Source organism: Streptomyces spiralis, from assembly GCF_014654675.1.
GTDB lineage: Bacteria > Actinomycetota > Actinomycetes > Streptomycetales > Streptomycetaceae > Streptomyces > Streptomyces spiralis.
The window spans coordinates 238846-263361 of record NZ_BNBC01000003.1; the positions used below are offsets into that span (position 1 = coordinate 238846).

General features: G+C 70.2%; 21 protein-coding genes and 2 pseudogenes. 11 read left to right on the forward strand and 12 right to left on the reverse strand.

Translation table 11 applies throughout. From position 1 onward, the window contains the following. Nucleotides 1-52 precede the first annotated feature (52 nt). Both IE318_RS05375 and IE318_RS05380 read right to left on the reverse strand, forming a co-directional pair. Nucleotides 53-1012, reverse strand: a complete 960-nt coding sequence (locus IE318_RS05375) for an alpha/beta hydrolase (protein ID WP_189896929.1) — start codon at nucleotides 1010-1012, stop codon at nucleotides 53-55. 179 nt (nucleotides 1013-1191) lie between these two features. Beyond that, nucleotides 1192-2010: an SAM-dependent methyltransferase gene (locus IE318_RS05380; protein ID WP_189896932.1), complete on the reverse strand. Its 819-nt coding sequence runs from the start codon at nucleotides 2008-2010 to the stop codon at nucleotides 1192-1194. A 159-nt stretch (nucleotides 2011-2169) separates the two neighbouring features. Here IE318_RS05380 and IE318_RS05385 point away from each other — a divergent pair, with 159 nt between their 5' ends. Further along, the gene (locus IE318_RS05385) at nucleotides 2170-3378 is read left to right on the forward strand and encodes an alginate lyase family protein (protein WP_189896934.1); all 1209 of its coding nucleotides are present in this window, start codon (nucleotides 2170-2172) and stop codon (nucleotides 3376-3378) included. An 83-nt stretch (nucleotides 3379-3461) separates the two neighbouring features. Continuing rightward, on the forward strand, nucleotides 3462-3995 hold the full coding sequence (locus IE318_RS05390; RefSeq protein WP_229903349.1) for a GNAT family N-acetyltransferase: 534 nt from the start codon (nucleotides 3462-3464) through the stop codon (nucleotides 3993-3995). A 52-nt stretch (nucleotides 3996-4047) separates the two neighbouring features. Here IE318_RS05390 and IE318_RS05395 read toward each other — a convergent pair whose 3' ends face one another. After that, entirely contained in the window at nucleotides 4048-5526 is a 1479-nt protein-coding gene (locus tag IE318_RS05395) for a hypothetical protein (RefSeq protein WP_373311074.1), read from the reverse strand. A 468-nt stretch (nucleotides 5527-5994) separates the two neighbouring features. On the opposite strand from IE318_RS05395, the gene IE318_RS05400 reads away from it, so the two are divergent. Then, nucleotides 5995-6339, forward strand: coding sequence for an STAS domain-containing protein (locus tag IE318_RS05400; RefSeq protein WP_189896939.1), 345 nt, complete (start codon nucleotides 5995-5997; stop codon nucleotides 6337-6339). A 372-nt stretch (nucleotides 6340-6711) separates the two neighbouring features. Here the strand turns inward: IE318_RS05400 and IE318_RS05405 are convergent. Next, nucleotides 6712-7017, reverse strand: a pseudogene (locus IE318_RS05405) (zinc ribbon domain-containing protein); the annotation flags it as partial. Between the two features lie 186 nt (nucleotides 7018-7203). Then, nucleotides 7204-7677: a carboxymuconolactone decarboxylase family protein gene (locus tag IE318_RS05410; RefSeq protein ID WP_030171536.1), complete on the reverse strand. Its 474-nt coding sequence runs from the start codon at nucleotides 7675-7677 to the stop codon at nucleotides 7204-7206. A 334-nt stretch (nucleotides 7678-8011) separates the two neighbouring features. On the opposite strand from IE318_RS05410, the gene IE318_RS05415 reads away from it, so the two are divergent. After that, complete coding sequence (locus IE318_RS05415) at nucleotides 8012-8227, forward strand: DUF5133 domain-containing protein (RefSeq protein ID WP_189897152.1); 216 nt, start codon at nucleotides 8012-8014, stop codon at nucleotides 8225-8227. A gap of 104 nt (nucleotides 8228-8331) precedes the next feature. Here the strand turns inward: IE318_RS05415 and IE318_RS05420 are convergent, their stop codons facing one another. Continuing rightward, complete coding sequence (locus IE318_RS05420) at nucleotides 8332-9399, reverse strand: ABC transporter permease (RefSeq protein ID WP_189896942.1); 1068 nt, start codon at nucleotides 9397-9399, stop codon at nucleotides 8332-8334. 419 nt (nucleotides 9400-9818) lie between these two features. Here IE318_RS05420 and IE318_RS05425 point away from each other — a divergent pair, with 419 nt between their 5' ends. Beyond that, nucleotides 9819-10373 (forward strand): TetR/AcrR family transcriptional regulator, encoded by a 555-nt coding sequence (locus tag IE318_RS05425; RefSeq protein ID WP_189896944.1) that lies wholly within the window; start codon nucleotides 9819-9821, stop codon nucleotides 10371-10373. Between the two features lie 28 nt (nucleotides 10374-10401). Here IE318_RS05425 and IE318_RS05430 read toward each other — a convergent pair whose 3' ends face one another. Next, nucleotides 10402-12849 (reverse strand): SpoIIE family protein phosphatase, encoded by a 2448-nt coding sequence (locus IE318_RS05430; RefSeq protein ID WP_189896947.1) that lies wholly within the window; start codon nucleotides 12847-12849, stop codon nucleotides 10402-10404. Between the two features lie 160 nt (nucleotides 12850-13009). Continuing rightward, nucleotides 13010-13903: pseudogene (locus IE318_RS05435) on the reverse strand (RNA polymerase sigma-70 factor); the annotation flags it as partial. A gap of 179 nt (nucleotides 13904-14082) precedes the next feature. Between IE318_RS05435 and IE318_RS05440 the strand changes: the two are divergent. The 6 genes from IE318_RS05440 to IE318_RS05465 all read left to right on the forward strand — a co-directional run bounded on the left by IE318_RS05440 (nucleotide 14083) and on the right by IE318_RS05465 (nucleotide 20257). Further along, the gene (locus IE318_RS05440; RefSeq protein WP_189897154.1) at nucleotides 14083-15783 is read left to right on the forward strand and encodes an FAD-dependent oxidoreductase; all 1701 of its coding nucleotides are present in this window, start codon (nucleotides 14083-14085) and stop codon (nucleotides 15781-15783) included. A 117-nt stretch (nucleotides 15784-15900) separates the two neighbouring features. Continuing rightward, a complete protein-coding gene (locus tag IE318_RS05445) occupies nucleotides 15901-16647 on the forward strand; it encodes an SDR family oxidoreductase (protein ID WP_189896952.1) in 747 nt (248 codons plus the stop codon). A gap of 350 nt (nucleotides 16648-16997) precedes the next feature. Then, nucleotides 16998-18056, forward strand: coding sequence for a maleylacetate reductase (locus IE318_RS05450; RefSeq protein ID WP_229903350.1), 1059 nt, complete (start codon nucleotides 16998-17000; stop codon nucleotides 18054-18056). Nucleotides 18057-18128: 72 nt separating this feature from the next. Next, a complete protein-coding gene (locus IE318_RS05455; RefSeq protein WP_189896954.1) occupies nucleotides 18129-18998 on the forward strand; it encodes a dioxygenase family protein in 870 nt (289 codons plus the stop codon). 157 nt (nucleotides 18999-19155) lie between these two features. Beyond that, nucleotides 19156-19671, forward strand: a complete 516-nt coding sequence (locus tag IE318_RS05460; RefSeq protein WP_189896956.1) for a flavin reductase family protein — start codon at nucleotides 19156-19158, stop codon at nucleotides 19669-19671. A gap of 130 nt (nucleotides 19672-19801) precedes the next feature. Beyond that, nucleotides 19802-20257, forward strand: a complete 456-nt coding sequence (locus IE318_RS05465) for a hypothetical protein (protein WP_189896959.1) — start codon at nucleotides 19802-19804, stop codon at nucleotides 20255-20257. A gap of 90 nt (nucleotides 20258-20347) precedes the next feature. Here IE318_RS05465 and IE318_RS05470 read toward each other — a convergent pair whose 3' ends face one another. The 4 genes from IE318_RS05470 to IE318_RS05485 all read right to left on the reverse strand — a co-directional run bounded on the left by IE318_RS05470 (nucleotide 20348) and on the right by IE318_RS05485 (nucleotide 24418). Further along, nucleotides 20348-20941 carry a malonic semialdehyde reductase gene (locus IE318_RS05470; RefSeq protein ID WP_189896961.1) on the reverse strand — a complete coding sequence of 198 codons (594 nt, stop codon included), beginning with the start codon at nucleotides 20939-20941 and terminating at the stop codon, nucleotides 20348-20350. Nucleotides 20942-21713: 772 nt separating this feature from the next. Beyond that, a complete protein-coding gene (locus tag IE318_RS05475; protein WP_189897157.1) occupies nucleotides 21714-22502 on the reverse strand; it encodes a DUF427 domain-containing protein in 789 nt (262 codons plus the stop codon). Between the two features lie 13 nt (nucleotides 22503-22515). Continuing rightward, nucleotides 22516-23049 (reverse strand): MarR family winged helix-turn-helix transcriptional regulator, encoded by a 534-nt coding sequence (locus IE318_RS05480; RefSeq protein ID WP_189896963.1) that lies wholly within the window; start codon nucleotides 23047-23049, stop codon nucleotides 22516-22518. A gap of 16 nt (nucleotides 23050-23065) precedes the next feature. Continuing rightward, nucleotides 23066-24418, reverse strand: coding sequence for an NAD(P)/FAD-dependent oxidoreductase (locus IE318_RS05485; protein ID WP_189896968.1), 1353 nt, complete (start codon nucleotides 24416-24418; stop codon nucleotides 23066-23068). Between the last annotated feature and the right edge of the window lie 98 nt (nucleotides 24419-24516).

Consider the following 24516-nt stretch of genomic DNA (forward strand, 5'->3'; position numbering starts at 1 on the left):
CGGAAACGACTGCTCCACACGGAAGCCCGCGTACTGGCCAACGTCTACCCAATCAGCCACGTGTACCGGACACGCCGCCGCTCACTCCCGCCGCGTCGAGCAGATGACCGGCCACCGTGCGCGCGCCGTCGTCGCCGACGAGCACGGTGTAGTGGTTGACGTCGGCGACCCGGTGCGTGGCCAGCCGGGCCGGGTCGAGGCCCGCGGCGGCCAGCCGCCGCTCGTCGTACAGCCCCTGGGGCTCGTCCATCAGGCCCCGGTCGGCCCACAGCAGCCGGGCCGGAAGCTCCAGTCGGCCCGGTGCGGCCAGTACCTCCGGATCGCACAGTACCTGCGTGCCGTCTTCGCGTACGGCGTCGCGGACGCAGGACGAGCGCAGTCGCGGCTCCGCGCCGACGAGGTCGCGTTGGATGTAGGCGTCCACCCACGGCGACCACGAGTCGGCGAAGGCTGGATGAGCCCGCCAGTAGTCGCGATACGCCTGCCGGTCGGGGAAGGTCATGGCCAGCCGGCGCATCGCCGGGCCGATGACGGCGTCCAGCAGGGCGTCCGGGTCGAGGTGGGTCGGCGCGGGGAAGCCGAGCCCGCCGTCGACGAGGACGAGCGAGCCGAACCTCGCGGGATGGTGCACGCCGGTGAACGCGCTGACGAAGGCGCCCATCGAGTGACCGGCGAGCACCGCCTCCCGCAGCCCGAACGCGTCGGCGATCGCGGCCACGTCCGCGGCGTGGGCGGCGATGCCGTACGGTCCGGGCAGCGACCCGCTGCCGCCCCGGCCCCGAAGATCGGGCGCGATCACGGTGGCCCGGCCCGCGAGGTGGTGGGCGACCCTCGCCCAGGAGAGTGCGTTGGCGGTGATGCCGTGCACCGCGAGCACGACGGGAGCGCCCGGTTCGGCCGCCGGCCAGCGCAGCACGGCGAGTTCGCCGCCGCTGACGGGTACCGTCAGTTCTTCGTACGGATCAGTCTCCGGCGGGGCCTCGTGGCGAGGGGCCTCGGCGTGACGCGTCATGTTCGGCGACTCCTCATCTCGTCGCGCACGGCTGCGATCGTCCGGTCGCGTGCCGCGCACGATACGGCCCGACGACCGGATCCGACATGTGATCGACCCATGCACGTGACGTCAGACGTGTGTGGCCAATCCACATGGTCGAGGCGCAGTGCGCGTGGGCGAGGTCCCCGTCGTAGCGACTACGCCTTCCGGGCCAGTCCGGCGGCGATGAGGCGTTCCCAGACGGTGAGTTCTCGTTCGCCGTCGTTGTTCCACCGGTTGTCCACGGTGTCGGGACGCCACAGGGACGCGGGGACGATTCCGGGGTCTAGGATCTCCAGGCCGTCCAGCAGGGATTCGATCTCCGCGTCGGTGCGCCACCGGCCGCGGCCGAAGGTCTGCTGGAGGATTCCCTCGGCCTCCACCGTTTCCGGGTTGTTGCCGGAACGGAAGTGGCTGACGAAGAAGTAGCTGCCGGAGGGCACCTGTCCGCGCCAGTAGCGCACGATCGCGGCCGGGTCTTCCTCGTCGTTGACGTGGTGAAGGATGGCGCTGAACATGACGGCGACGGGGCGATCGAAGTCGATCAGTTCCACGGTGTCCGGATGGCCACGGACGTCGTCGGGCTTGCGCACGTCGGCCGCCACGACCCTGGTCCGGTCGTTCTCCTCCAACAGCGCACGGCCGTGGACCAGTACCTGGGGGTCGATGTCGACGTACACGACCCTCGACTCCGGAGCGTGCCGTTGCGCGACCTGGTGGACGTTGTCGGCCGTCGGAAGACCACTGCCCAGGTCGATGAACTGCCGTACGTCCGTGGTCGTCACGATCTCCCCGACCGCCCGGATCAGGGCCGCGCGATTGGCGAAGGCGATGGCCACCGAGCCGGGGAGGTCCCGTTTGAACACATCACCGATCTCCCGGTCCACGGCGTAGTTGTCCTTGCCGCCGAGCAGGTAGTCGTAGACGCGCGCGATGCTCGGCTTGGTGGGGTCGATGGAGAGGCCTTCGTCCGTCATGACGACCATCCTCCCCTGCAACGGCGCCCGCTGACCAGCATTTTGGCATCCTTCTCTGCCACCTCTTGACGGTCCATTAGTTCGTACCTATGGTCACCGGCGAGCACATGCGTTCAACCCCTCACACGTCGTTCACATACAAGAACGGATGGCCGTCGTATGCCTGCCGCTCCCCCACACTCCTGCCGCAGACCCCGAGCCGCACTTCTCCTCACACTGGTCGCCGTCCTCACCTGCGGCCTGCTCCTGCCACGGGCCCAGCGCGCCGAGGCCGCACCCACCACGTTCGTCCACCCGGGCGTGACCGTGTCCCGGGCCCAACTGGACTTCGCCCGCGACAAGGTGCTGGCAGGGGCCCAGCCCTGGAAGGGCGCCTACGACCAGATGGCGGCGAGCTCCTACGCCAGCCTCAGCCGGACGCCGAAGCCCTGGGCGACCGTGGAGTGCGGCTCGTACTCCAACCCGAACTACGGCTGCACCGACGAACGCCAGGACGCCATCGCCGCGTACACGGACGCGCTCGCCTGGTACATCACCCGCGACGCGCGCTACGCCCAGAAGGCCATCGAGATCATGGACGCCTGGTCGGCCGTGATCCAGAGCCACACCAACAGCAACGCGCCGCTGCAGACCGGCTGGGCCGGCTCCTCCTGGCCCAAGGCCGCCGAGATCATCAAGTACACCTACACCGGCGGCTGGCCCAACGCCGGCCGCTTCGCCACCATGCTGCGCAACGTCTATCTGCCGATGGTCATCAAGGGCTCCAACTCCAACGGCAACTGGGAGCTCTCGATGATGGAGGCCGCCGTCGGCATCTCCGTCTTCCTGGAGGACAAGGCGTCCTACGACACGGCCATGGCCAAGTTCCGCACCCGCACCGCCGCGTACGTCTACCTGGCCTCCGACGGGGACCTGCCCAAGACCGTGCCGAGCCAGAACCTGAACACCAGGGACAAGATCGTCTCCTACTGGCAGGGCCAGTCCACCTTCGTCACCGGACTCACCCAGGAGACGTGCCGCGACTTCACCCACACCGGGTACGGCATCTCCGCCATCTCGCACGTCGCCGAGACCAGCAGGATCCAGGGACAGGACCTGTACGGCACCGACGTCGGCGAGCGGCTGCGACAGGCCCTGGGGTTCCAGTCCAAGTACGAGCTCGGCGCCTCCGTGCCCAGCTGGCTGTGCGGCGGTTCGGTCAACCGGGGCCTCGGCCCGGTCACCGAGGTCGGCTACAACGCCCTCCACAACCGGCTCGGCATCGCCATGACCAACACCCAGGCCCTGACCCAGCAGAACCGGCCGGCCGGCACCAACGCCCTGTTCGTGGCCTGGGAGACGCTCACCCACGGGGACAATCCCGCCTGACGGGCGGCCGAGGCGGCCGCGGCCGGGCCGGTCACGGCTCAGGGGAAACAACGATGTAACCAACTCCGCGTACCGTCGTACCCGTGAGCACGAACGTGAACGGGCACAGGGCTGACTCAGGGGCACGGATCCGGCCCGGCACCGAGGACGACCTCGAAGAACTGACCCGGATCTACAACCACTACGTCGCCGAGACACCGATCACCTTCGACATCGAGCCGTTCACCGTGGACCAGCGCCGGCCGTGGCTGCAAGCCCATCCCGACTCTGGTCCACACCGGCTCCTCGTCGCCGAAGAGGGCGGAAAGCTCCTCGGCTACGCGACCAGCAGCGCGTTCCGCCCGAAGCAGGCGTACGCGACCTCCGTGGAAACCAGCGTCTACGTGGCGCCCGAGCACGTGGGCCGTGGCGTCGGCAGCCTGCTGTACACCGCGCTCTTCGACGTGCTGGAGCACGAAGACCTTCATATGGCGCTCGCCGGAATCACCCTGCCCAACGAAGCGTCGCAACGGCTCCACGAACGCTTCGGGTTCCGGCCCGTGGGCGTCTACGAACAGGTCGGCCGGAAGTTCGGGAGTTTCTGGGACGTCGCCTGGTTCCAGAAGCCGCTGTCCTGAGAACCGGCGGCGAACTTCGGCGACTTGACGACCGCCGACGTGCCGCCCTCCGTCAGGTGGCGAGGCCGGCGACTCTGAGGGCGTGGAGCAGGTCCCGGTGGCGCTCGTTCGAGACGGAGCGGGCCGCGTCCAGCAGCAGCGGTACCAGGCGCCCCGGATCGGGTTCGGCGCTGCGGGCCGCCTGCTCGGGGGTGCGGACGCGGACGTACGCGTCGAGCAGGACGCGCACCTCTCGGTCGCGGCCCCCGGCGGCCAGGCCGAGCACGGCCTCGCCGATCTCGGCTGCGGGCCGCGCGACCCCCTGCCGTACGATCTGCTCGCTGTCGGCCCCGCGGCCCGCCGCCAGCAGTGCGTCGGCGGCCTCCACCAGCCGCTCCGCGGGCAGCGAGGCCGCCTCCCAGAGCAACGTGGTCCAATCGGCGCCCAGCCCGGCGCTCTCCAACTCCGCTGCGAGGGGCGGCAGCTGGGGCGCCGGCCAGTGGACGGCCTCGATCAGCAGGGCGTGCGCCTCGCCGCCGCGGCCTTCGCCGCGCAGCCGCAGCAGGGTCCGGACCGTCCGGGCGATCAGCTCTCGCGCCGTGTCGTCGACGCGAGCTCCGGGCGTCGCCCTCCGCTCCGGGTCGGTCTCGGCGGCGGCTCCCGCGAAGCGCGCGCCGCGGGGTGTGGGGCGCCGGTCGGCGGTCTGCGGGGGAAGGACGGGGACGACTTCCGGGGCCGCGTCCTCTGGCTCCGACATCCCGGCGAACCGCGCGCTCCCGCGCCGCCGCTTCCGGGGTGGTTCGGCGACCGGGTTCGCGGGCGCCGGAGCGTCCGCGGGTGCGTGCTGCCCGAGTTCCGGGCCGGGCGCTGTTCCCTCTCGGCCGGGTCGCACCCCGGCCTGCGGGCTGTGCCCGATGCGGGGACCAGGGACAGTGCCTGCGGTGCCGTAGCCGTCCGTGCCGGGCGCCGGGGCCGGGCCCGCCTCCGCACCCTGGGCGCCCATGGCACTCGGGACCCCTGGGCGCCGGCCGGCGGGCGCCGTGGCCCGGTCGAGGTCCGCCATGCGGGAGCGGATCTCCGCGCAGCGCGCGGTCGCGCGTTCGAAGTCGTCGTGGGCCCAGGCCAGGTCGACACGGAGGGCGTCGGCCCGGTCCGGTGTGGTCGCCGTGGCGAGGTCACGGCTCAGACCGGCCTGTCGTTCGGCCGCGTACCGCTGCTCGCGGAGCATCACGTCCAGCCGGTCGCCGAGGGACTCCCGCCCACCGGGCCGAGTGTCGTACGCGGTGACCGCGGCCGCGTACAGGCCGCGGGCCCGGTCACGCTCGAGGGCGACGACCGCCGGACCGTGGTCCGCGGCGAGGTCGTGCAGCAAGGCCTCCATCACGTCCCAGGGCGGCACCTCACGCCCCTCGACGCAGGCCCGCATGCCCTCGGGATCGCGCTGCCAGAAGATGCCGCACCATCCACCTGCCGGGTCGAGCCGCGCCAGCAGACCGTCGAGGTACGTCGTGAACTCCCGCAACGGACCGGGGAGCCGATCCCGTTGGTCCACGATCAACGCCCACCTCCAGCCAGACCGGATCACTCCCGTCCGACACAACACCAGCCGCGTTACAGAGGTGCTACAGGGAGTTTTCATCGGCGCGCACGACGTCCCGGGGGCGCAGGGGCAGGCCGCGCATCCCCCCTGTGTCGGACAGCCTGCCCCTGCTCGCCACATCGGCCGACACACCGGTCTCCGGCCGTGCGGTGGGTGCGGCTCCGCCGCCCTGGGGGTTGTACGGGCTGCGTACAAGGGGGCGGAGCCGCGGGCCTCGACTCCCGACCGAGGGGGGCGTAGGAACCGAGGTGGTGAAACGTACCTTCATGGGGCGCCACTGTCGCTCCACCCCAAGGGTGAACCGTTGGCCAGGCGTTCGCACCCTGGTGATCCTTTGGCCATTCGTTCGTGCATATGCGGAACGAATGTGCGGTAGTGGTAGGCCGCAACCTCTACCCAAGGCATTTCTGTTGGTCCGGTATGCGGCACGAATTCGAGATCAGCCACCGCGAAGAGAACGAGTGGACCATCGTGGAGATCCGCGGCGAGGCGGACATGTACACCGCACCGCAGATCCGTGAGCACGTCTTCGACCGGATCCGGGCAGGCCACCACCGTCTGATCCTCGACCTGCTCGGTGTGCAGTTCATGGACTCCACGGGCCTGGGCGCTCTCGTCGGCATCCGGAACCTCATCGCACCCCACGGCGGAGAGCTGAGACTGGCCATCAACCATCCCGGCATTCGGCGGATCTTCGCCATCACGGGTCTGCACCACGTCTTCCCGATCTACGAGACCGTCGACCTGGCGAAGGCCGCCCAGTGAGAGCCCACGGCGGAGCCACCGCGTGCACCAGGCCGGCGTCGTCGAACAGCACGACGGTGCCGTCCAGGATCAGCGGCGCGCACAGGCCGAAGCCCTCCGGCCACGGACGACACCGTCGGCGACCGCGAGGCCTTGGCCCGCCTCGTCGACCTTCGTGCGCCGGCCTCCCCGTCCGTTCGCCGAATCCAGCGTGAACACCGTGCCGCCCGCCGCAGTTGCGTACAGCACTCCCGCGTCCGCGACCGGGGCACCGCACACCTACCCGTCGGAGTCCGTGTGCCGCAGGGTCCGGCCCGACCCGGCGTCGAGCGCTCGTACGCCCAGCCTGCCGCCGGACGACGGCGTGCCCATGCCGTTGACCTCCTCCCCCGCCTAAAGGCGGGGGATTCCAGCGGTCGCCCGCTGGGTTTCCTGCTTCACCGACGACCGCCCTGTCCGGGAGGACTCCCGTTGAGGTCTTACACCGTCTCCACAGGCAGACGCCGCCAGCCCGGCGGCCAGGATGTTGCGTGCCGCGTTCACGTCGCGGTCGTGCACCGCGCCGCACTCGCACGTCCACTGGCGGACGTGCAGCGGCAGCTTCGCCGTGACCGTGCCGCAGGCCCCGCACAGCTTCGAGCTGGGGAAGAAACGGTCGATCACGACGAGTTCACGCCCGTACCAGGCGCACTTGTACTCCGAGGTCACCAGCCTGTGCATGGGCCGGCCCGGCGCGCACATCAGGGGTGCCGCCGCCGGTCGGGAGCGGCCCGCACTCGTCCTGGTTCGCTGCCATCGGCCGGCGCCCGAGGCCCGTCTCCCCGCTGAACGCCGCGGCGGCGGAGAGACGGACCGGACGCGTCCCACCGGACGGAACGCCCTGGCTCAGCCGAACATGCCGACCTTGTAGCCGCCGGCCGGCTGCTGGGTGATGATGTTGATGCGGTTGTAGGCGTTGATGATCGCGATGAGGGAAGCCAGGGCGGTCAGCTGGTCCTCGTCGAAGTGCTTCGCGGCGTTCGCCCAGGCCTCATCGGTGACTCCGCCGGCCGCGTCGGCGACGCGGGTGCCCTGCTCGGTCAGTTCCAGTGCGGCGCGCTCGGCCTCCGTGAAGACCGTCGCCTCCCGCCAGGCGGCGATGAGATTGAGCCGCACCGAGGTCTCCCCGGCGTGGGTGGCCTCCTTGGTGTGCATGTCGGTGCAGAAGCCGCAGCCGTTGATCTGGCTGGCACGGATCTCCACCAGGTGCTGGACGGTGGTCGGCAGCGTCGAGCCCGCCAGGACCTTGCTGGCCGAGACGAGGTGCTTCAGCACCTTGCCCCCGAGGGAGTTGCCGTAATAGTTGAGACGCGGATCCATGGGTCTGGGCCCTCCTAGCAGAGTCGCGGTTACGCACTACTGACCGGACAGCCCGGCAAGGTGTGACACCCGAACCGGTGTGATGCGGGTCTTCATGCGTGCGCCGGCTGCGAGTCCCGAACAGCACGACCGTCACAGAAGTCGGGTGCATCCGGTCTTCACCTCGGGCAGCGGTGTGGAGCCCCAAAGCACGGGCCAGGCACGAACGTTCGTTCACCGGTGCGGGAAGACAACATGGAGGTACGAGACAGTGTCCAGCCACGTCTCAGCAGGCGCGACTTCGGCCCGTGACGGGGCAGTCGGCGCGGAGATCGAGAGAGTGCGCCTGACTGTGCTGCTGGTTCCGGATCCGAAGGTCGTCAGAGGGCTGTTGACCCGGTACGCGTCCCTGCGGATCGCGCTCGCCGAAGGCGGGAGGCCGGCCACGGAACGCGAGCTCGAGGACGTGCGGTACACGCTGTGCGTCACGATGGGCACCCGGAACATACAGGAGGCCATCGAGGCCGCGGACGCGCTTCTCGCGGCCGGGCGGGGGCGGGCGAACACGTGAGCCGGTACCTCGCCCCGCACCCCTTCTTCAGCATCGCCTGCACTTGAGGCGCATCCCCTATGAGGAGCCCGGCGCGGGCTGATCCGGAGTATGCCGGCCGGCCCTCAGGCGCCCGCTCCGGAAGGTTTTCCGCGGTGGGCGACATGGACGATGGCCGTCGACGCGGCGATCTGGTCGAGGCTGAAGATGGCCCCGATGCAGAACACCACCCAGACGGAGAGGATGGTCACGCCGTCCCCGACTCCGTCGTTGTGGAAGTAGGCGAGCCCGTTGATGGCCCGCACCCCGACACCGGCGGGCATCACCGAGGCCAGCGGCTGCAGCCAGCCGGGAAGGAACGACGGGGGCAGCACACCGCCGCTCGTGGCGTTGCCCATCACCAGCATGAAGATCGAGCCCAGCGGGACGCCGAGCGGCCCGAAGATCCGGATGAGCAGGACGGTTCCGGCCGCGACGGCCCCCGCCATGAGCGCGATGACGCCGGCCAGGGCGATGAAGGACCCCGGAATCGCGTCGAAGACGGTACTCGCGATGAGCGCGGTGGCCAGTCCTCCCACGACCGCGAAGATCGTGAGACTGAGCACGCGTTGCGCGAAGGACAGCCGCGGCGCCAGTTGGTACGTCATCTGACCGAACAGGAAGCCCGCCAGGACGAGCCCGAAGGAGGCGTAGAAGACCGACAGGCCGCGGCTGTCCCCCTTCGACAGCGGAAGGATGTCCTGCACCCGCAGCCTGTTGCCCTCAGGCGTGGCGGCGTGACCGAGCGGCGTGATCATCGCCTTGACGGCCAGGCCGTTGGCACCCGCGTACAGAATGCGGGGCGGGCCGGAGGTGTCCAGGTAGGCCGCGTACGCGGCGCGGTGCTCGACCGCCGACCTGGCGGCGTCCTCGTCCCGGTACCGCTCGACCTGGAACGCGTCGGGCGCCACCCGCTGCAGCCTCACGTCGAAGAGTGCCGCCGCCCGGTCCGGAGCGGCCACCGCGACCGGCAGTCGGTGGGCCTTGGGCGTGTGGAAGGCGGCGAGAAACACAGCCACGAAGACCAGTCCGATGGTGAGCACGGTGACGACCGGGGCCAGCACCGCTGTGGAGCCGGTCAGGCCACGCCGGACCGGCGCCGCGTCGGTGCGCGTACCCGCCCGGTGCCGGGGCCGGCCCCTGTCCGGACTCATGTCGGGCGTCATGGCGTCTTGCTGCACAAGCACATCTCCTGGTGAGGCTCCCGAGGGAGGTGACGGGCCCCCCTCCGGCCCGCCAAGTCAGCACTCGCTGACATAACGACTGTAGGCGAACCCGGCGCCCTGCCGGCGGGCGGTTGTCACGAGGGCGCCTAGTACTGGACCGCACGGAGGACCGTCGGCCGGAGTCCGGGCGCCTGGCAGCCGCATCGCGCGGGACCACCCATGGCTACTAGGCCGGGCCGTAGACGCTGCCGGCCGCGTGATACGACTCACGTCCCTGCGACCTGTCACCCGGACGCCTGGTGAACGACCGCATCCGAAGAGCCCGGCCTCTGGCGCGCCGGAGACGACGAAGGCGTGGCAGAGTCGGCCGCAGGGGCGGACAGACGAGAAGGAGGGACGTCGCGTCGATGAGCGCCGAGAGGCCCGCGCGCCGGAGGGATTCGGCGCGTACCAGGGAGCTGTTGGTCAAGGCCGCGGGCGAGTTGCTCGCCGAGCGCGGGTTCGAACGCACCACGGTGCGGGACATCGGCGAACGCGCGGGCGTGGACCAGGCCCTGATCGCCCGTTACTTCGGGGGCAAGACGCAGCTCTTCATCGCTGTTCTGCACGCCGAGACGGGCGACGACGTGCCGTTGGACCTGCTTCACACCGAGCGGCTGCAGGAGCTCTTCGAACGCGTCGGGCGGCGCGGGCCCGGACCCGTCTTCCAGGCCGCGGTCCAGCGCCCTCATGATGCGGCGGTCGAGAGCGCGTCACGCGAGCAGCTCCAGGTCCGGATGGTCGCCCCCTTGAAGGAGGCCTTCGCGGAGCAGGGACTCGACCGGCCGCAGCTGCGGGCCGAGGTGGCGACGGCCGCGCTCATCGGGGTGCTGATGGGACGCAGCGCCGGTGCGTTGGAGGAGTTGGCGGCGGCGGACCCGCAGGAACTGCTCCCCTTGGTCCAGCGCCTACTGAGTCACTGAACCACTGAGCCACTGAGCAGCAGGTGCGTCAGGGGAGATCCTGCTCGGCCCAGACGACCTTGCCCGGTTCGGTGTAGCGAACGCCCCACCGCTTGCTCAGCTGGGCGACGAGGAACAGACCTCGGCCGCCCTCGTCCAGCGTCCGCGCGTTCTGCAGCCGGGGCGAGGTGTTGCTCCTGTCGAAGACCTCGCAGATGAGGGCATCGTGGTGGATCAGGCGCAAGGTGAGCGGGCCCTTGCCGTAGCGGACCGCGTTGGTGACCATTTCGCTGACGATCAGTTCGGTCGTGAACGCCAGCTCCTCCAGCCCCCACTCGGCCAGTTGACGCATGGCCAGTTCCCGGCTCAGCGTCACGACCGCCGGATCGGTGGGAAGGTCCCAGCGAGCCACCCGGTCCGCAGCAAGGATGCGGGTGCGGGCCATGAGCAGCGCCGCGTCGTCCCAGAGCGGTTGGTCGAGAACGTCGGCGGCCACCTTGCCGCACAACTCGTCCAACGAGGACCGGTCTCCGCATCCGGCATGCGCCAGGGCCTCGGACAGCCGCGTCATCCCCGTGCCGAGATCCCGTCCGCCGCACGTGATCAGCCCGTCGGTGAAGAGGACCAGCAGGCTCTCCTCGCGCAGCTTCCACCGCACCGACTCGATCGAGAGCGTCGCCACACCGAGTGGCGGCGCCGGTGGCAGATCCAGGAAGGTGACCGTGCCGTCCGGTGCCAGCAGGGCCGGCGGCGGGTGGCCCGCCCCGGCCGCCGTGCACTCCCCGAGAACGGGGTCGTACACGATGTACAGGCAGGTCGTGCCCACCGGCCCGAAGCGAAGCCCCTCCCCGTCGGACGTGTCCTCCTCGGCGAGCCGGACGACCAGGTCGTCCAGGTTCGCCAGCAACTCCTCCGGCGTCAGGTCCATGGCAGCCAGGGTCTGCACGGCGGTCCTCAGCTGACCCATGGTGGCGGCCGCATGCACCCCGTGCCCGACCACGTCGCCGACCACCAGCGCGACACGGGCACCTGACAGTGGGATGACGTCGAACCAGTCGCCGCCGACCCCTCCGTGCGTGTCGGTGGGCAGGTAGCGCCAGGCCACGTCGAGCAGAGACCCTCGTGCCGGGCTGTGCGGGGGCAGACTGTGCGGCAGCAGGCTCTGCTGCAGAGCCAGCGCCGTGGCGTGCTCCCTGCTGTATCGATGAGCGCGGGCGAGGGCGGCCGCGGCCCGAGTGGTGAACTGCTGGACGAACAGAAGGTCGTCCTCCGTGAAGGGCCCGGACCGCAGCGCCCGTGCCACGGACATCACTCCGAGCACGCCGTCCGGAGAGGTGATGGGGACGGCGATGAGCGAGTGCGCCCCGAAGTCCCGGACCAGCGCGGCGACGTGCCCGTCCGCGTCCTGCTCGGCCGAAGCGGCTTCACCATCCGAACATTCGATCCGGGCGAGCAGTCCCCGGCCCTCGGAGACGGCACGCGCCGTCACCGACGCCGGCTGCGTCCGCACCTCGTCACCCACGGCCGGCCCCGACGTCGAGAGTGGTCGCAGGGACTCCTGCCCGGCCCGGCGCAGCGGGACCCGGCGACGGGCGCGTCCGTCCGGAAGTGACCCGCCGGGAAGGGCCGTGTCCAGCAGGTCGACAGCGGCATAGTCCCCGAGCAGCGGAACCGCGGCGTGCGCGATGCTCTGCGCCGTCCGCGTGATGTCGAGGCCGTCCTCGATGCGGTCGCCGAGCTCACTCATGAGCTGCCTGCGCTGCCGGGCCCGCCACCGCGCGGTCACGTCCAGAACGAGGCACGCCACACCGAGGACGCGGTTCCGCGGCCCCTGGAGCCGGGCGAAGGAAGCCGAGTAGGCGCGACCGGCGGGATCGGCCATCGTTGCGCCCTGGTACTCGTGGTCGATCAGTGGCACACCGGTTTCCAGCACCCGGCGGATCCGCGCCCCCAGCTCGGCGGCCTGGGAGGGAGGGAACACGGCGTCCAGCCCCAGACCCAGACGCCGCTCCCGGGGCACTCCGCCGACACGGGCCTGGGCGTCGTTGAGCCACACGCAGCGCAGGTCCGGATCCAGCACGGCCACGCCGACCGGTGCGTCCTCGAGCAGCCGTCTGACGGCCGACCGTTCCACGCCGTACCAGGGCGTCTGCTCGGCCGGAAGGACCTGGAGCAGTCGTGACTCGGCTCCGTCGTCGTCGGTCAGGACGGACACCCGCACGATCAGCCCCAGACGGCGTCCGTCGCGGTGCCGGGCCACGACGTACTGGTCGCGGGCCGCACGCCGCGCCGGAAGCCCGCCCTCGCCGGGCGCGTCGACGAGGTCACCGGAGACCAGGAGTGAGTCGACCGGCTGCTTCAGCACCTCGGAGCCCGTATAGCCCAGAAGCTCTTCGGCCTCGTCCGACCAGGCGGTGATCAGACCGAGCGCGTTCAGCATCATTAGCGCGGCCTCGAACGACGGGGTCACGCCCTCGGTTTCAGCACGGGAAGCCATCGCTGTCCGCCCTGGAGAGCTGGAGCACAGGGGGTGGACTCACCGGGACCATGAGCCATTGCGCCTCGTCTGCACACGCTACCTCGCACTCCGCCTCCTCGCAGGAAGCCGCCGGCGGCCCTGGCATGCCCGCGCGGACGCCGGAGGGCGTCGTTGCGATGCGGGAGCGTGAATCCAGGAAGGCCGCGATCTTGCTCGGGTTCCACACCCACATGACCGTGTGGATGCCTTCCGGCGATGCGGCTGTCGTCAGGAACGTGGTGGGCTCGCCGTCTCGGTAGATCATCACTCCTGAGCGGCCGTTGGCATCGACGGGCCTGAGGTCCGCGCCGCTCCAGAACCGCCGAGTGGCGGTCGCCAGGTTCGCCACGCGTACGCGGCCCAGCACGGGTACCCGCGCGGCCCCCTGGATGCCGTTGCCGTCGGACAGGCTGACGGCATCGGGGGTGAGCAGGGCTTCCAGGGATCCCATGTCCCCCGTCCGAGCGGCCGAGACGAAGGCGTCCAGGAGACGTCGGTGCTCCGCCCTGTCCACGCTCTCCCGCCGCTCTTCCGACAGACGCCTGCGAGCGCGGCTGACGATCTTTCGCACGTTGACGAGACTGAGCTGAAGGATCTCGGCGATCTCGGGATATGCGTAGTCGAACGCCTCGCGCAGTACGTACGCGGCGCGCTCGGTCGGGTTCAGCCGCTCCAGCACCAGCAGCAGGGCCAGCTCCACGGACTCTCCTCGCTGGGCGCCCACCTCCGGGTCCGAGCTGGTGTCGACGGGCTCGGGCAGCCACGGACCGATGTAGGTCTCCCGGCGCACACGCGCCGACTGCGCGACGTTGATGGCCAAGCGGGTCGTGGCGCTCGAAAGGAAGGCCATCGGGCTGACCACCGCGCAGCGGTCGGTCTGCTGCCAGCGCAGCCACACCTCCTGAACCACATCCTCGGCCTCGGCCACACTGCCGAGCACGCGATACGCGATTCCGAAGAGACGTGCCCGGTGCTGCACGAAGACAGAGGCGGCCTCCTCGAGGTCACTCGGCCTGGGGGACATACGGTGCATCGTTTCGGCCACCCGACCACAGTGGATCGGGGCGGTACGCAAGCGCATCGCATGAACGAGTGATTTGGCTGCTGCTCCGTCGGAAGGTGTCACAGATCCCCGGACGACCCGGTCGTAGTGACTGACACCCCCGACCATCGGAGTAGACCGTGGCTCTCGTCGAACAACGTCTTTCCACCATGGTGCTGGTGATCGGCACCGGAGGTGCTGGGCTGCGAGCAGCGATCGAACTGGCAGAGGCCGGAGTCGACGTCCTCGCGGTCGGCAAGCGCCCCAAGGACGACGCCCACACGGCACTCGCTGCCGGTGGGATCAATGCGGCGCTGGCCACCATGGATCCCGAGGACACCTGGCAGCAGCACGCGGCAGACACTCTCAAGGAGAGTTACCTGCTGGCCGACCCCCGGACCGTCCAGATCGTCACCGAGGGCGCCGCCCGAGGCATCGACGACCTGGAACGCTACGGCATGTCCTTCGCCAGGGAGGAGGACGGCCGGATCTCCCAGCGCTTCTTCGGCGCGCACAAGTTCCGGCGGACCGCCTTCGCCGGCGACTACACCGGACTGGAGATCCAGCGCACCCTCGTCAGGCGCACGGAGCAGCTCGGCATCCCGGTACTGGACGGCGTCTACATCACCCGGATCCTGGTGCACGACGGCACCGTTTTCGGCGCCTACGGCTTCGATCTCACGCACGGAACGCGGTACCTGATCCATGCCGACGCCGTCATACTCGCCGCGGGTGGCCACACCCGCATCTGGCGGCGCACGTCCTCGCGGCGCGACGAGAACACGGGTGATTCCTTCCGCCTGGCGGTGGAGGCCGGAGCCCGACTGCGCGACCCGGAGCTGGTCCAGTTCCATCCGTCGGGGATCCTCGAGCCGGAGAGCGCGGCGGGCACCCTGGTCAGCGAGGCCGCCCGCGGTGAGGGCGGGATCCTGCGCAACGCACTCGGGGAACGGTTCATGACCCGCTACGACCCCGACCGTATGGAGCTGTCCACCCGCGACCGCGTGGCACTGGCGTCCTACACGGAGATCAAGGAGGGGCGGGGGACGCCCAAGGGAGGCGTCTGGCTCGACGTCTCCCACCTGCCACGGCAGACGATCATGACGCGACTGCCCCGTGTCTACCAGACGCTTCTCGACCTCCAGATGCTCGACATCACCCGCGAACCCGTCGAGATCGCGCCCACCGCGCACTACTCGATGGGCGGGGTGTGGGTGCGTCCCGAGGACCACAGCACCGACGTGCGTGGCCTGTACGCCATCGGTGAGGCCTCCAGCGGAATGCACGGCGCCAATCGCCTGGGCGGCAACAGTCTCATCGAGTTGCTGGTCTTCGGCCGGATCACCGGGCAGGCGGCCGCCGCCTATTCGCAGTCCCTGACCGCGCAGCCGCGCTCCGCCTCAGCGGTGGCACAGGCCCGCGCGGAGATCGACGAGCTGCTCGCGGCCGACGGACGGGAGAACGTCCGCGCCCTGCAGCGTGCCGTCCGCAACACCATGACCGAGCACGCGGGAGTCGTACGCGACGAGGAGGGTCTGCGCACCGGGCTGGCGGAACTCGCGGAGGTCGAGAAGCGGATGGAGGACGTCGGTGTGCACCCGGACATCGCCGGCTATCAGGACCTGGCGCACGCCTTCGACCTCAAGTCCGCCGCCCTGGCGGCCCGGGCCACCCTCGAAGCGGCTCTGGAGCGCCGCGAGAGCCGCGGTTGTCACAACCGCAGCGACTACCCGGACCTGGATCCCACGCTGCAGGTCAATCTCGTGTGGTCCCCGACAACGGGCATCACCCGCGAGAGCATCCCGGCGATCCCGGACGAGATCTCCTCTCTGATGCAGGAGGTCTCGACCGAGGGAAAACTCGCCGAATAGACCGATGGGGGCGGCGGCGGAATCTCTTCTCGACTTCGCGAACCGCATGTCACAAACGGAACTGCCGCCCTGTCTCTCCTCGTACAGACATCAAGAAACTCCGAGAGGAATTCCGCCATGAAGGTCGTAGTGATCGGTGGCACCGGGCTCATCGGCTCCAAGGTGGTCGCCAGGCTCCGCGAGCACGGGCACGAGGCGGTGGCGGCCGCGCCCAGCACCGGCGTGAACACGCTGACGGGCGAGGGCTTGGCCGACGTCCTGGAGGGCGCGTCGGTCGTGGTCGACGTGTCCAACTCCCCCTCGTTCGAGGACCAGGCCGTCATGGACTTCTTCCGCACCTCCACGGCCAACGTCCTGAAGGCGGAGTCCGGGGTCGGCGTCACACACCACGTGGCGCTGTCCGTGGTCGGCACCGAGCGCCTCCGGGAGAGCGGGTACTTCCGCGCCAAGCAGGCCCAGGAAGAGCTGATCAAGGCGTCGGGAATCCCCTACTCCATCGTCCACGCCACCCAGTTCTGCGAGTTCGCGAAGGGACTCGCCGACGGGATGACCGACGGCGACACCGTGCGCGTGCCCGCCGCGAGGATCCAGCCCATCGCCTCCGACGACGTGGCAGCGGCCGTCGGCCGCACCACGGTCGGCGCCCCGGTCGACGGCGTCGTCGAGGTCGCGGGCCCAGAGGCGTTCCAGCTCGCCAACTTCATCCGCACGGGACTCGCCGCCCTCGACGACCCCCGCGAGGTCGTCACGGACCCGCAGGCGCGGTACTGGGGTGCCGAGCTGCAGGAGGCCACGCTCCTGCCGGGGCCGGACGCGCAGATCGGCGAGATCACGTTCGCCGACTGGCTCGCACAGCAGAAGTGAGCAATCCCTGAGAGTGGCCCCCGCCGGCAGGCGGGGGCCACTCTGCTTTTGATCCCCGCACGGGGGCAGAAGCCGGCGAGCTCAGGAACCGCGTGGCCGAGCTCCGCCGACAACTCGCGCTTCTCGACGAGCGGATGGGCCGCACGGAGGCCCGGTGCTCGGCGTCATTCACCAGATCATGCGATGCGCGCCCCTCGCCGTCACGCCGAGACTGGCGGTGCCGGCCGAGGGTGGGTGCGCCGGTCGGCCGGACGGCCACGACGCGATGCGTCGGCGGCTGGATCCGTCACCGCCGCGGCTTGTCCGGGTGGTGACAGGCGATGTGGCGCAGCGAGCTGAGGAGCAGCGCGATGGACGGGTTCGTGCACCAGGGGCAGATCACCAAGGTGGTCTTCGGCAGCGGCACACGGCTCCGCATCGGCCAGGAGGTCGCCGCCCTGGGATGTGGGCGGGCGGTGGTGCTGTCCACACCCGGTCAGGCCGCCCAGGCGGCCGCGGTGCAGGGGACGCTCGGCGGCATGGCCGCCGGTGCTTTCGCCGAAGCGGCCATGCACACGCCCTTGCACGTCACCCGAAGAGCCTTGCGTTTCGTGGCGGCTCAGCAGTCCGACTGCCTGGTCAGTGTGGGAGGCGGGTCGGCGATCGGGCTCGGCAAGGCGGTGTCGCTGCGCACCGGACTTCCACACATCGCGCTGCCGACCACGTATGCGGGGTCGGAGATGTCTCCGATCCTGGGCGAGACCGACGGCGAACGGAAGACGACGCGTCGCCTGCCCGAGGTGCGGCTGAGGACGGTGGTCTACGACGTGGATCTCACCGTCACCCTCCCGCCGGCCATGGCGGCGGCCAGTGGGCTCAACGCGCTCGCCCATGCGGTGGAGGCGCTCTACTCCCAGGACGGTGATCCGCTCGCGTTCCTGATGGCCGGTGAAGCGCTCACCGCGCTGACGACCCATCTCCCCGGTGTCGTGGAGCGACCGGACGACATCGAGGCCCGCTCCGGGGCACTGTACGGAGCCTGGCTGGCCGGCGCCTGTCTGGGCACGGTCGGCATGGCGCTGCACCACAAGATCTGTCACGTCCTCGGGGGCATGTTCGCACTGCCGCACGCCGAGACCCACGCGGTCGTGCTGCCGCATGTGGTGGCGTTCAACGCGCCGTCCGCGCCACGGGCGATGGCACGGATCGGCACCGCACTGTCCGCCGCCGACCCGGCGACCGGTCTGTACGAGTTCACCGGGCGGCTCGGGGTCCCCCCGCTCGCTGCGCGAACTCGGCATGCCCGAGTCGGGCATCGAGGCGGCGGCCGACCGAGTGCTGGAGAACGCCTACTGGAACCCCCGCCCGGTGGACCGGCGCGCCGCCACCGGGATCCTCACCCGCGCCTGGCGCGGGGCCGCACCGACTGAATGACCCCGAAGAAATGCGCGTCCGCCGCGGCCCGCCGTCCGCGGTGGCGACCAAGAGCAAGGGAGACATACATGCGAGACCTGGACAGCGCGGACATCACCGAGGAAGTGATCTCCGCCATGGCCGGAACCGAGGATCCGCGGGTGGCGCAGATCCTCGACTCACTCGTCCGTCATGCGCACGACTTCGTCCGCGAGGTCGGCCTGACGGAGGAGGAGTGGGCGAAGGGCGTGGACTTCCTGACCCGGACCGGTCAGCTGTGCTCACCGCAGCGCCAGGAGTTCATCCTGCTGTCCGACGTCCTGGGCGTCACCATGCTCGTCGACGCGATCAACCACCGACGGGAGGGCAAGGCCACGGAGAACAGCGTGCAGGGTCCGTTCTTCCGGGAGGACCGGCCGTCGCGGGACACGGGGGACGACATCTCCGGGGGAATTCCAGGGGCTCCCCTCTTCTTCGACGGCCAGGTGCTGGACGAGGACGGCGAACCGGTCGCCGGCGCGGCCGTGGACGTCTGGCACAGCGACGGCTCGGGCCACTACGACGTCGACGTCCCCGGGCTCACCCAGCCCGCCATGCGCGGCCTGTTCCGGACGGACGCCCAGGGACGCTTCGCCTTCCGTTCCGTCCGGCCCGCCAGCTATCCGATTCCCGGCGACGGCACCGTGGGTGAACTGATGAAGGCGACAGGACGCCCGCTGATGCGCCCGGCCCACATCCACCTGGTCATCGAGGCGGCCGGATACCAACGGGTGACGACCATGCTGTTCCCCTCGGACGACCTCTACCTCGACCAGGACCCCGTCTTCGGCGTCAAGCAGTCGCTCATCGCCGACTTCGCCACCCACGCGGCGGGGACCGGCCCCCACCAGCAGTCGACCGACGAGGCCTACACCGCCATGCAGCACACCTTCGTGCTGGATCCGCTGTCCCGTCGTTGATCGCCGCGGCCCGGGGCCGGACACCGCATCCGCGTCCCGGGCAGCCAGGTCTCGGCCCCGGACACGCTCGAGGCCGACGGTCCGTCGGACGACGGACATCCACACGCTCTTCCCCGCCCCTCGGCAGCCGGCCGAGCGCCCTTCCACGGAGGCAACCATGCCTGCATCCCTCGACCTGACCGCCGCGTTCCGAGCCACCATGGGCCGGCTCGCCACCGGCGTGAGCGTGATCACGACCCGCAACGAGAGCGACCCGATCGGCATGACGGCGAGTGCTGTCGCCTCCCTGTCGATGGACCCGCTCCAGCTCATCGTCTGCATCGGCAACCACCTGTACACGTGTGAGGCGATCACCAACTCCGGACGGTTCGCCGTGAACATCCTCGGCGAGGGCAGCGAGGAGCTGGCCATGAACTTCGCCGTCTCCAAACCCGACAAGTTCGCCGGAGTGGACTTCCACGTGGAACACGGAGTACCGGTTCTCCGAGACGCCATCGCCTACGTCGTCTGCGACGTCGCCGCGGCGCTCCCCGGTGGCGACCACACCATCTTCGTCGGCGACGCACGGCACTTCGAGCACCGGGAGCAGGCGCGTCCGCTCCTGTACTTCGCGGGCGGGTTCCGCAGCATGCGACGTGCGCCCTCGGCCGCCGTGCCCGTGCGCACAAGCTGACGGGTGGGGCGGAAGCCGCACATCACGGTGGGCCTCGCGGCGGGTGGGCGGACGACAGCGTCCGCCCACCCGTCCGCGAGGCGCTCCCCAGCGCTCCGCGTCCGGCGCGGCGAAAGAGAGGTGCCTCGACATGCTGGGACCCGGGTACCGCCGGCAGCTCCAGGCGGTCGTCTCCGGCAGCGCGACTCCCTACGGCTACACGCTGACCCTGTGGACCGCCACCGCGGTGACATCCGCGGCTCGCGGCTCGCCACGGGCGGTGGACGCCGTAGTGCTTCTGATCGGGGCGACGCTGTCCTTCGTGGCCGTGGGTGCGTTCGCCGCGGGCGGCCTGCGCCGGCCGATCGGCCCGCGGGCCGCCGGCCCGACTCCGCTCTGGGCAGCCTTGCACCTGCCGTCGGCGGGCGCCGGGATGCTGCTGTGCCGGCTGCTCGCCTCCTTCCTCTCCGGATGCCTGCTGTGGACGGCGGTCGGTGCGGTGAGCACGGCGGTCTACCTGGTGGGCGTCGCCGCACAGTTCTGGTACGCCGAACGTCACCTCGGCGAGTCCCCCGAGCGGTCCCAGGACGCGCAGCACGCGTCCTGATACGACATGCGGCCGCCGCCTCCTGGTGGGAGGCGGCGGCCGCATGTGGTGTCCTGCGTCGGCACGGTGCGTGCGAGCACCGGCTCCGGATCAGACGGTGGTGAAGACCTCGTCGTAGTCGAGTCGGGGCAGGCGCGGCAACCACGCGTTCTCGCCGGGCCTGCCGATGTTCACCACGGCGAGGACCCCGTGTTCAGCGTCGGGGAAGAACTCCTTGTTGATCCCCTCGGCATCGAAGCCCGTCATGGGTCCGGCCGCGAGGCCTGCGGCGCGCACTCCCACGATGAAGTACCCCACCTGGAGCGCGGCGTTGAGCCACGCGGACTGCTCCCGCACGGACCTTTCGGCGAAGAAGACGTCCTTGGCCTGCGGGAAGTGCGGGAACTGGCTCGGCAGTTCCCGGTGGAACTCGTAGTCCGCCGCGAGGATCGCCACCAGCGGAGCCGACGCGGTCTTGGCCCGGTTGCCCTCCGCCATGTGCCCGAGCAGGCGCTCACGGGCCTCGTCCGACCGGACGAGGACGACGCGCAGCGGCTGCTGGTTCATGGAGGTCGGGCCGTACTTCACCAGGTCGTGGATAGCACGCACCTGTTCGTCCGTCACCGGCTCGTCCGTGAACGCGTTCGCCGTGCGTGCGTCGCGGAACAGGAGACGTTGGGCCGCGGAGTCGAGTACGAGAGACATGGACACCTCTTGGGGAAGTCGGAAACGGGACAGCACGGGCTCGGTGTCGTACGGGACCGACGCACATGGCCCGACGTCGCCAGTCTCCGAAAGACGGCTCCCCGGCCGCATCGCATGAACTGGTGATTCGCGGGACACCGTCGTCCGCTCCCCGCAAACGCAACTGGGGTACGGCGGACTCGGTGAGCCGAGCGGCCGTCAGAATCTCCCCTCGCGAGCAGGACACCGCCGACCGCACGATGACCGTCGTGTCCGTCGCACCGGACGCCTCGCCGAACGCGACGGTCCCGGGGCGGCGCACATCGGCCAGATCGAGCCACCGGCAGGCCGCCTCCACGTCTCCCCCGGCGAGCGCGGTCATGGCGCCGACGGCACAGAGCCTGGGATCCGCCGCGACCAGCTCCCTGGGCAGTTGCTCCAGCCAGGGCGCCGCATCCGTATGGCGCCCGGCGGCCACCGCGCCCTCCCACGCCTGCAGCACCGCCGCAGCCGCGGTCGTGAGGTCCGCGCCGAGAACCGCGTGCCGGACCGCCCGCGACGCCTCTCCGTGTTGCTCGAAATTCTTGTCGGCCTTCCCTGATGGGGTCAACGGCCACATCGCGCGACTTGTCGCTGCGCTCGTCCCTCGGGCTTTTCACGCCATGGTTTTGACGTGTTCGAACGATGGCCTCGGCCCTCCGGACCAGGCGCCCTCCCGGCGACGCCTCGCCCGGCCGGCCCGGGCATCGCCTGTTCATGCGATGCCCGGGTCCGCCTTCGGCCCGGCGCCGTGCTATTCGGCAGCTCCACCGGTGGGGTCGGTGGGCCTCGGCAGCAAGGTGCCGTCGACGTACAGATCGACGTGCTCGTTGTAGAACGCGGTCAGCCCCGCGATGCGGTTGGCCTCGACGGTCGGGAAGTCGTACGTCCAGGCGATGTCCTCATGGGAGGCGGTGTCGCTGTCGAACGACCAGTAGCTGCTCGTCGTCCCCTTGTACGGGCACCGGGTCACCGTGTCGGAGTGCCGCAGCCGGGTCCAGTCGATGTGCGTGCCGTCAAGGTAGTAACGGGTCGGCAGACCGGTCTCGAACAGCTTCACGCACTGGGGTGCCTCCGCCAGCAGGACCCCGTCCAGCTCCACACGGATGGCGCTGGAGGACCGCAGGGCGTCCACGCGGGAGTACGGGCTCCTCGGGTGGACGAAGACCGGCTCATCCTCCTCGAACCAGGAGTCCAGCGCGTCCCACTCGAAGCGCACGGTGTCGTGCAGGGGCTCCGGGGCGCCCTCGTCCCACACCCATGCCGCACCCGCGCGGACCTCGGAGCCGACCTGCAGGGTGTGCCGGCGTGCGGGGCCGGCACCCAGTTGCTCCGTGTGGTCGTCATCGCGGAGCAGGCCGTCGACCAGGTCCTCGACCGGAATGCTGAACTGAGGGTAGGCCTGCCATTCCCACACATACAGGGCGCGGCGCGTGTCGAAGACGACGCGGCCGCCGACCAGCCCGCGGATCCGACGCGGTACGGGCTCGACGTGCCCGATCGGGACGATCAGGCCCGGATGCAGAACGCTCTCGATTGCAATTGCCATGGCGGTCCTACCCTCGTCGTTCCATGCTTTCGGTTGTACAGGACTGCGGCACCGCGACAGTGTTTCCGGAGTCCGGCAGCGGAGGCCCCGGCGGGGGCTTCGCCCCCTGCACTCCCCGAAGGTAATCGAGGAGGCCTCGGTCGATGTCCCCCGTGCCGGCGTCCTCCACTGCGTCGTGAACAGCCCGGTCGAGGAGGAGTGTCCCCAGACGCAGCACATCGTGTGCGATCGGAGTGAGCCGGACCTCGACGCTTCGGCGGTCGTGCCATGGGGTTCTGGTCGCGACGAGTCCGCGGTCCCGCAGGCGGCCCACGAGCCGACTCGTCGCGGACCGACTCAGTCCGATCCTGTCGGCGAGTTCGCTCAGGTGCAGCCGATGCGCGGGAGCCGGCGCCTCCGCCCGGAGGGCGAACAGGGCGTAGAACTCACGGGGCTGGAGGCCCAGATGCCGATCGAGCCGTCGCTCGACACGGGTCTCGATCTGCCGGTGGAGCCGATCGAGTGTGCTCCACCGTCCGATCGACGACATGTCCTCGCTCATCGCGGTGCTCTCCGTCTCAAGCGGCCCTGTAGATCGCCCGGCTCTCGCCGGCACGCTGTGCGTCACCGCTGGTGACGAAGGCGTCCCGGGGGTGCTGCACGGAGAGCAGGGAGACGAGGTCTCGGCCGAACAGGGCCGCCGTGAGCCAGACGGAAAGGACGCGGATCTTCCGTTCCCAGCTGGGCACGGCCAGGACGTGGTAACCCCGGTGCATCAGCCAGGCGGGGAATCCCTTGATGACGATGCTCTTGTACTGGAAGATGCCCCGTCCCAGTCCCAACGTCGCGACCACTCCCAGGCTCGCGTGGCGGTAGCTCCGGATTCTCCCTCCCCGCAGGCCGGCCACGATGTTCTTCGCGAGCCACTTGCCCTGCCGCACGGCATGCTGAGCGTTCGGCACCGTGTGCGCGCCCGGCACGGGCGAGGCCAGATCGGGAACGGCCGCGTCGTCTCCGGCCGCCCACACATCCTGCACGGGCTCGCTGTCGGTGCCCACGCGGAGATCGGCACGGACCACGAGCAGACCCCGCTCGTCGACGGGCAGATCCGTGTGGTTGTGCACCACCGGGTTGGAGGCGTTGCCCGCCGTCCAGACGATCAGCGCGGAATCGAACTCCTCCCCGCTCGAGAGCACGACGTGTCCGTCCTCGGCGGAGACGAGCTGCGTGTTCAGGTGGACGTGCGCACCACGCCGTTCCAAGGAGTCCACCACCCAGGCGCCCGGCTTGTCTCCCACCTCGGGCAGAATGCGGTCCCGGGCCTCGACCAGATGGAACGACAGATCGTCGATACTCAGCTCCGGATAGGACTTGAGCATCGCGGTCGCCAGAGACAGCAGTTCACCGAAGCCCTCGACACCGGAGAAGCCGCCGCCCACGAACGTGACGGTGAGCAGCTTTCGTCTCTCGGCCCCCGGGGGCAGTGAGGCCGCCTCGTCGAACGCCGTCATCAGCCGGTCGCGGATGGCCACCGCCTCCTCCACGTGTTTCAGGCCGATCGCCTGCTGTGCGAGTCCGGGGATGGGGAAGGTGCGCGTCACGGCGCCGGCGGTGACCACGAGGATGTCGTAACGCATGTCGTGGTCGGCGCCGTGCACGGGCCGGACGGTGACCTTCCGGTCCGTGTGACGGATCTCGGTCACGCTCCCCGCGATCAGCCGGGTGCGGCGCAGGTGCCGCCGCAACGACACCGCGGCGTGACGTGCCTCGACCGATCCGGCCGTCACCTCCGGCAGGAAGGGCTGGTAGGTCATGTACGGACGTGGGTCGACGACGGTGACCCGTGCCTCGTCCTTGCGCAGCGTCTTCTCGAGGCGCCACGCGGTGTAGAAGCCCGCGTAGCCGCCACCGACGATCACAATCTCACGCATGGTTCCCTCTGCTCGTAGTTCGACACCACATAGACAAGGAGGGACGGGATGATGTGACACGGTGGTGGCGGCAGAGCCCAATGTCGCACTCACCGGCG

Coding starts and splice junctions, on each gene's coding strand:
- IE318_RS05410 (WP_030171536.1), bottom strand. CDS start 7,677: ATGGATCCGCGTCTCAACTATTACGGCAACTCCCTCGGGGGCAAGGTG.
- IE318_RS05450 (WP_229903350.1), top strand. CDS start 16,998: ATGGACGGGTTCGTGCACCAGGGGCAGATCACCAAGGTGGTCTTCGGC.
- IE318_RS05425 (WP_189896944.1), top strand. CDS start 9,819: ATGAGCGCCGAGAGGCCCGCGCGCCGGAGGGATTCGGCGCGTACCAGG.
- IE318_RS05375 (WP_189896929.1), bottom strand. CDS start 1,012: ATGACGCGTCACGCCGAGGCCCCTCGCCACGAGGCCCCGCCGGAGACT.
- IE318_RS05445 (WP_189896952.1), top strand. CDS start 15,901: ATGAAGGTCGTAGTGATCGGTGGCACCGGGCTCATCGGCTCCAAGGTG.
- IE318_RS05470 (WP_189896961.1), bottom strand. CDS start 20,941: ATGTCTCTCGTACTCGACTCCGCGGCCCAACGTCTCCTGTTCCGCGAC.
- IE318_RS05465 (WP_189896959.1), top strand. CDS start 19,802: ATGCTGGGACCCGGGTACCGCCGGCAGCTCCAGGCGGTCGTCTCCGGC.
- IE318_RS05385 (WP_189896934.1), top strand. CDS start 2,170: ATGCCTGCCGCTCCCCCACACTCCTGCCGCAGACCCCGAGCCGCACTT.
- IE318_RS05485 (WP_189896968.1), bottom strand. CDS start 24,418: ATGCGTGAGATTGTGATCGTCGGTGGCGGCTACGCGGGCTTCTACACC.
- IE318_RS05400 (WP_189896939.1), top strand. CDS start 5,995: ATGCGGCACGAATTCGAGATCAGCCACCGCGAAGAGAACGAGTGGACC.
- IE318_RS05420 (WP_189896942.1), bottom strand. CDS start 9,399: ATGAGTCCGGACAGGGGCCGGCCCCGGCACCGGGCGGGTACGCGCACC.
- IE318_RS05380 (WP_189896932.1), bottom strand. CDS start 2,010: ATGACGGACGAAGGCCTCTCCATCGACCCCACCAAGCCGAGCATCGCG.
- IE318_RS05440 (WP_189897154.1), top strand. CDS start 14,083: ATGGTGCTGGTGATCGGCACCGGAGGTGCTGGGCTGCGAGCAGCGATC.
- IE318_RS05455 (WP_189896954.1), top strand. CDS start 18,129: ATGCGAGACCTGGACAGCGCGGACATCACCGAGGAAGTGATCTCCGCC.
- IE318_RS05480 (WP_189896963.1), bottom strand. CDS start 23,049: ATGAGCGAGGACATGTCGTCGATCGGACGGTGGAGCACACTCGATCGG.
- IE318_RS05430 (WP_189896947.1), bottom strand. CDS start 12,849: ATGGCTTCCCGTGCTGAAACCGAGGGCGTGACCCCGTCGTTCGAGGCC.
- IE318_RS05460 (WP_189896956.1), top strand. CDS start 19,156: ATGCCTGCATCCCTCGACCTGACCGCCGCGTTCCGAGCCACCATGGGC.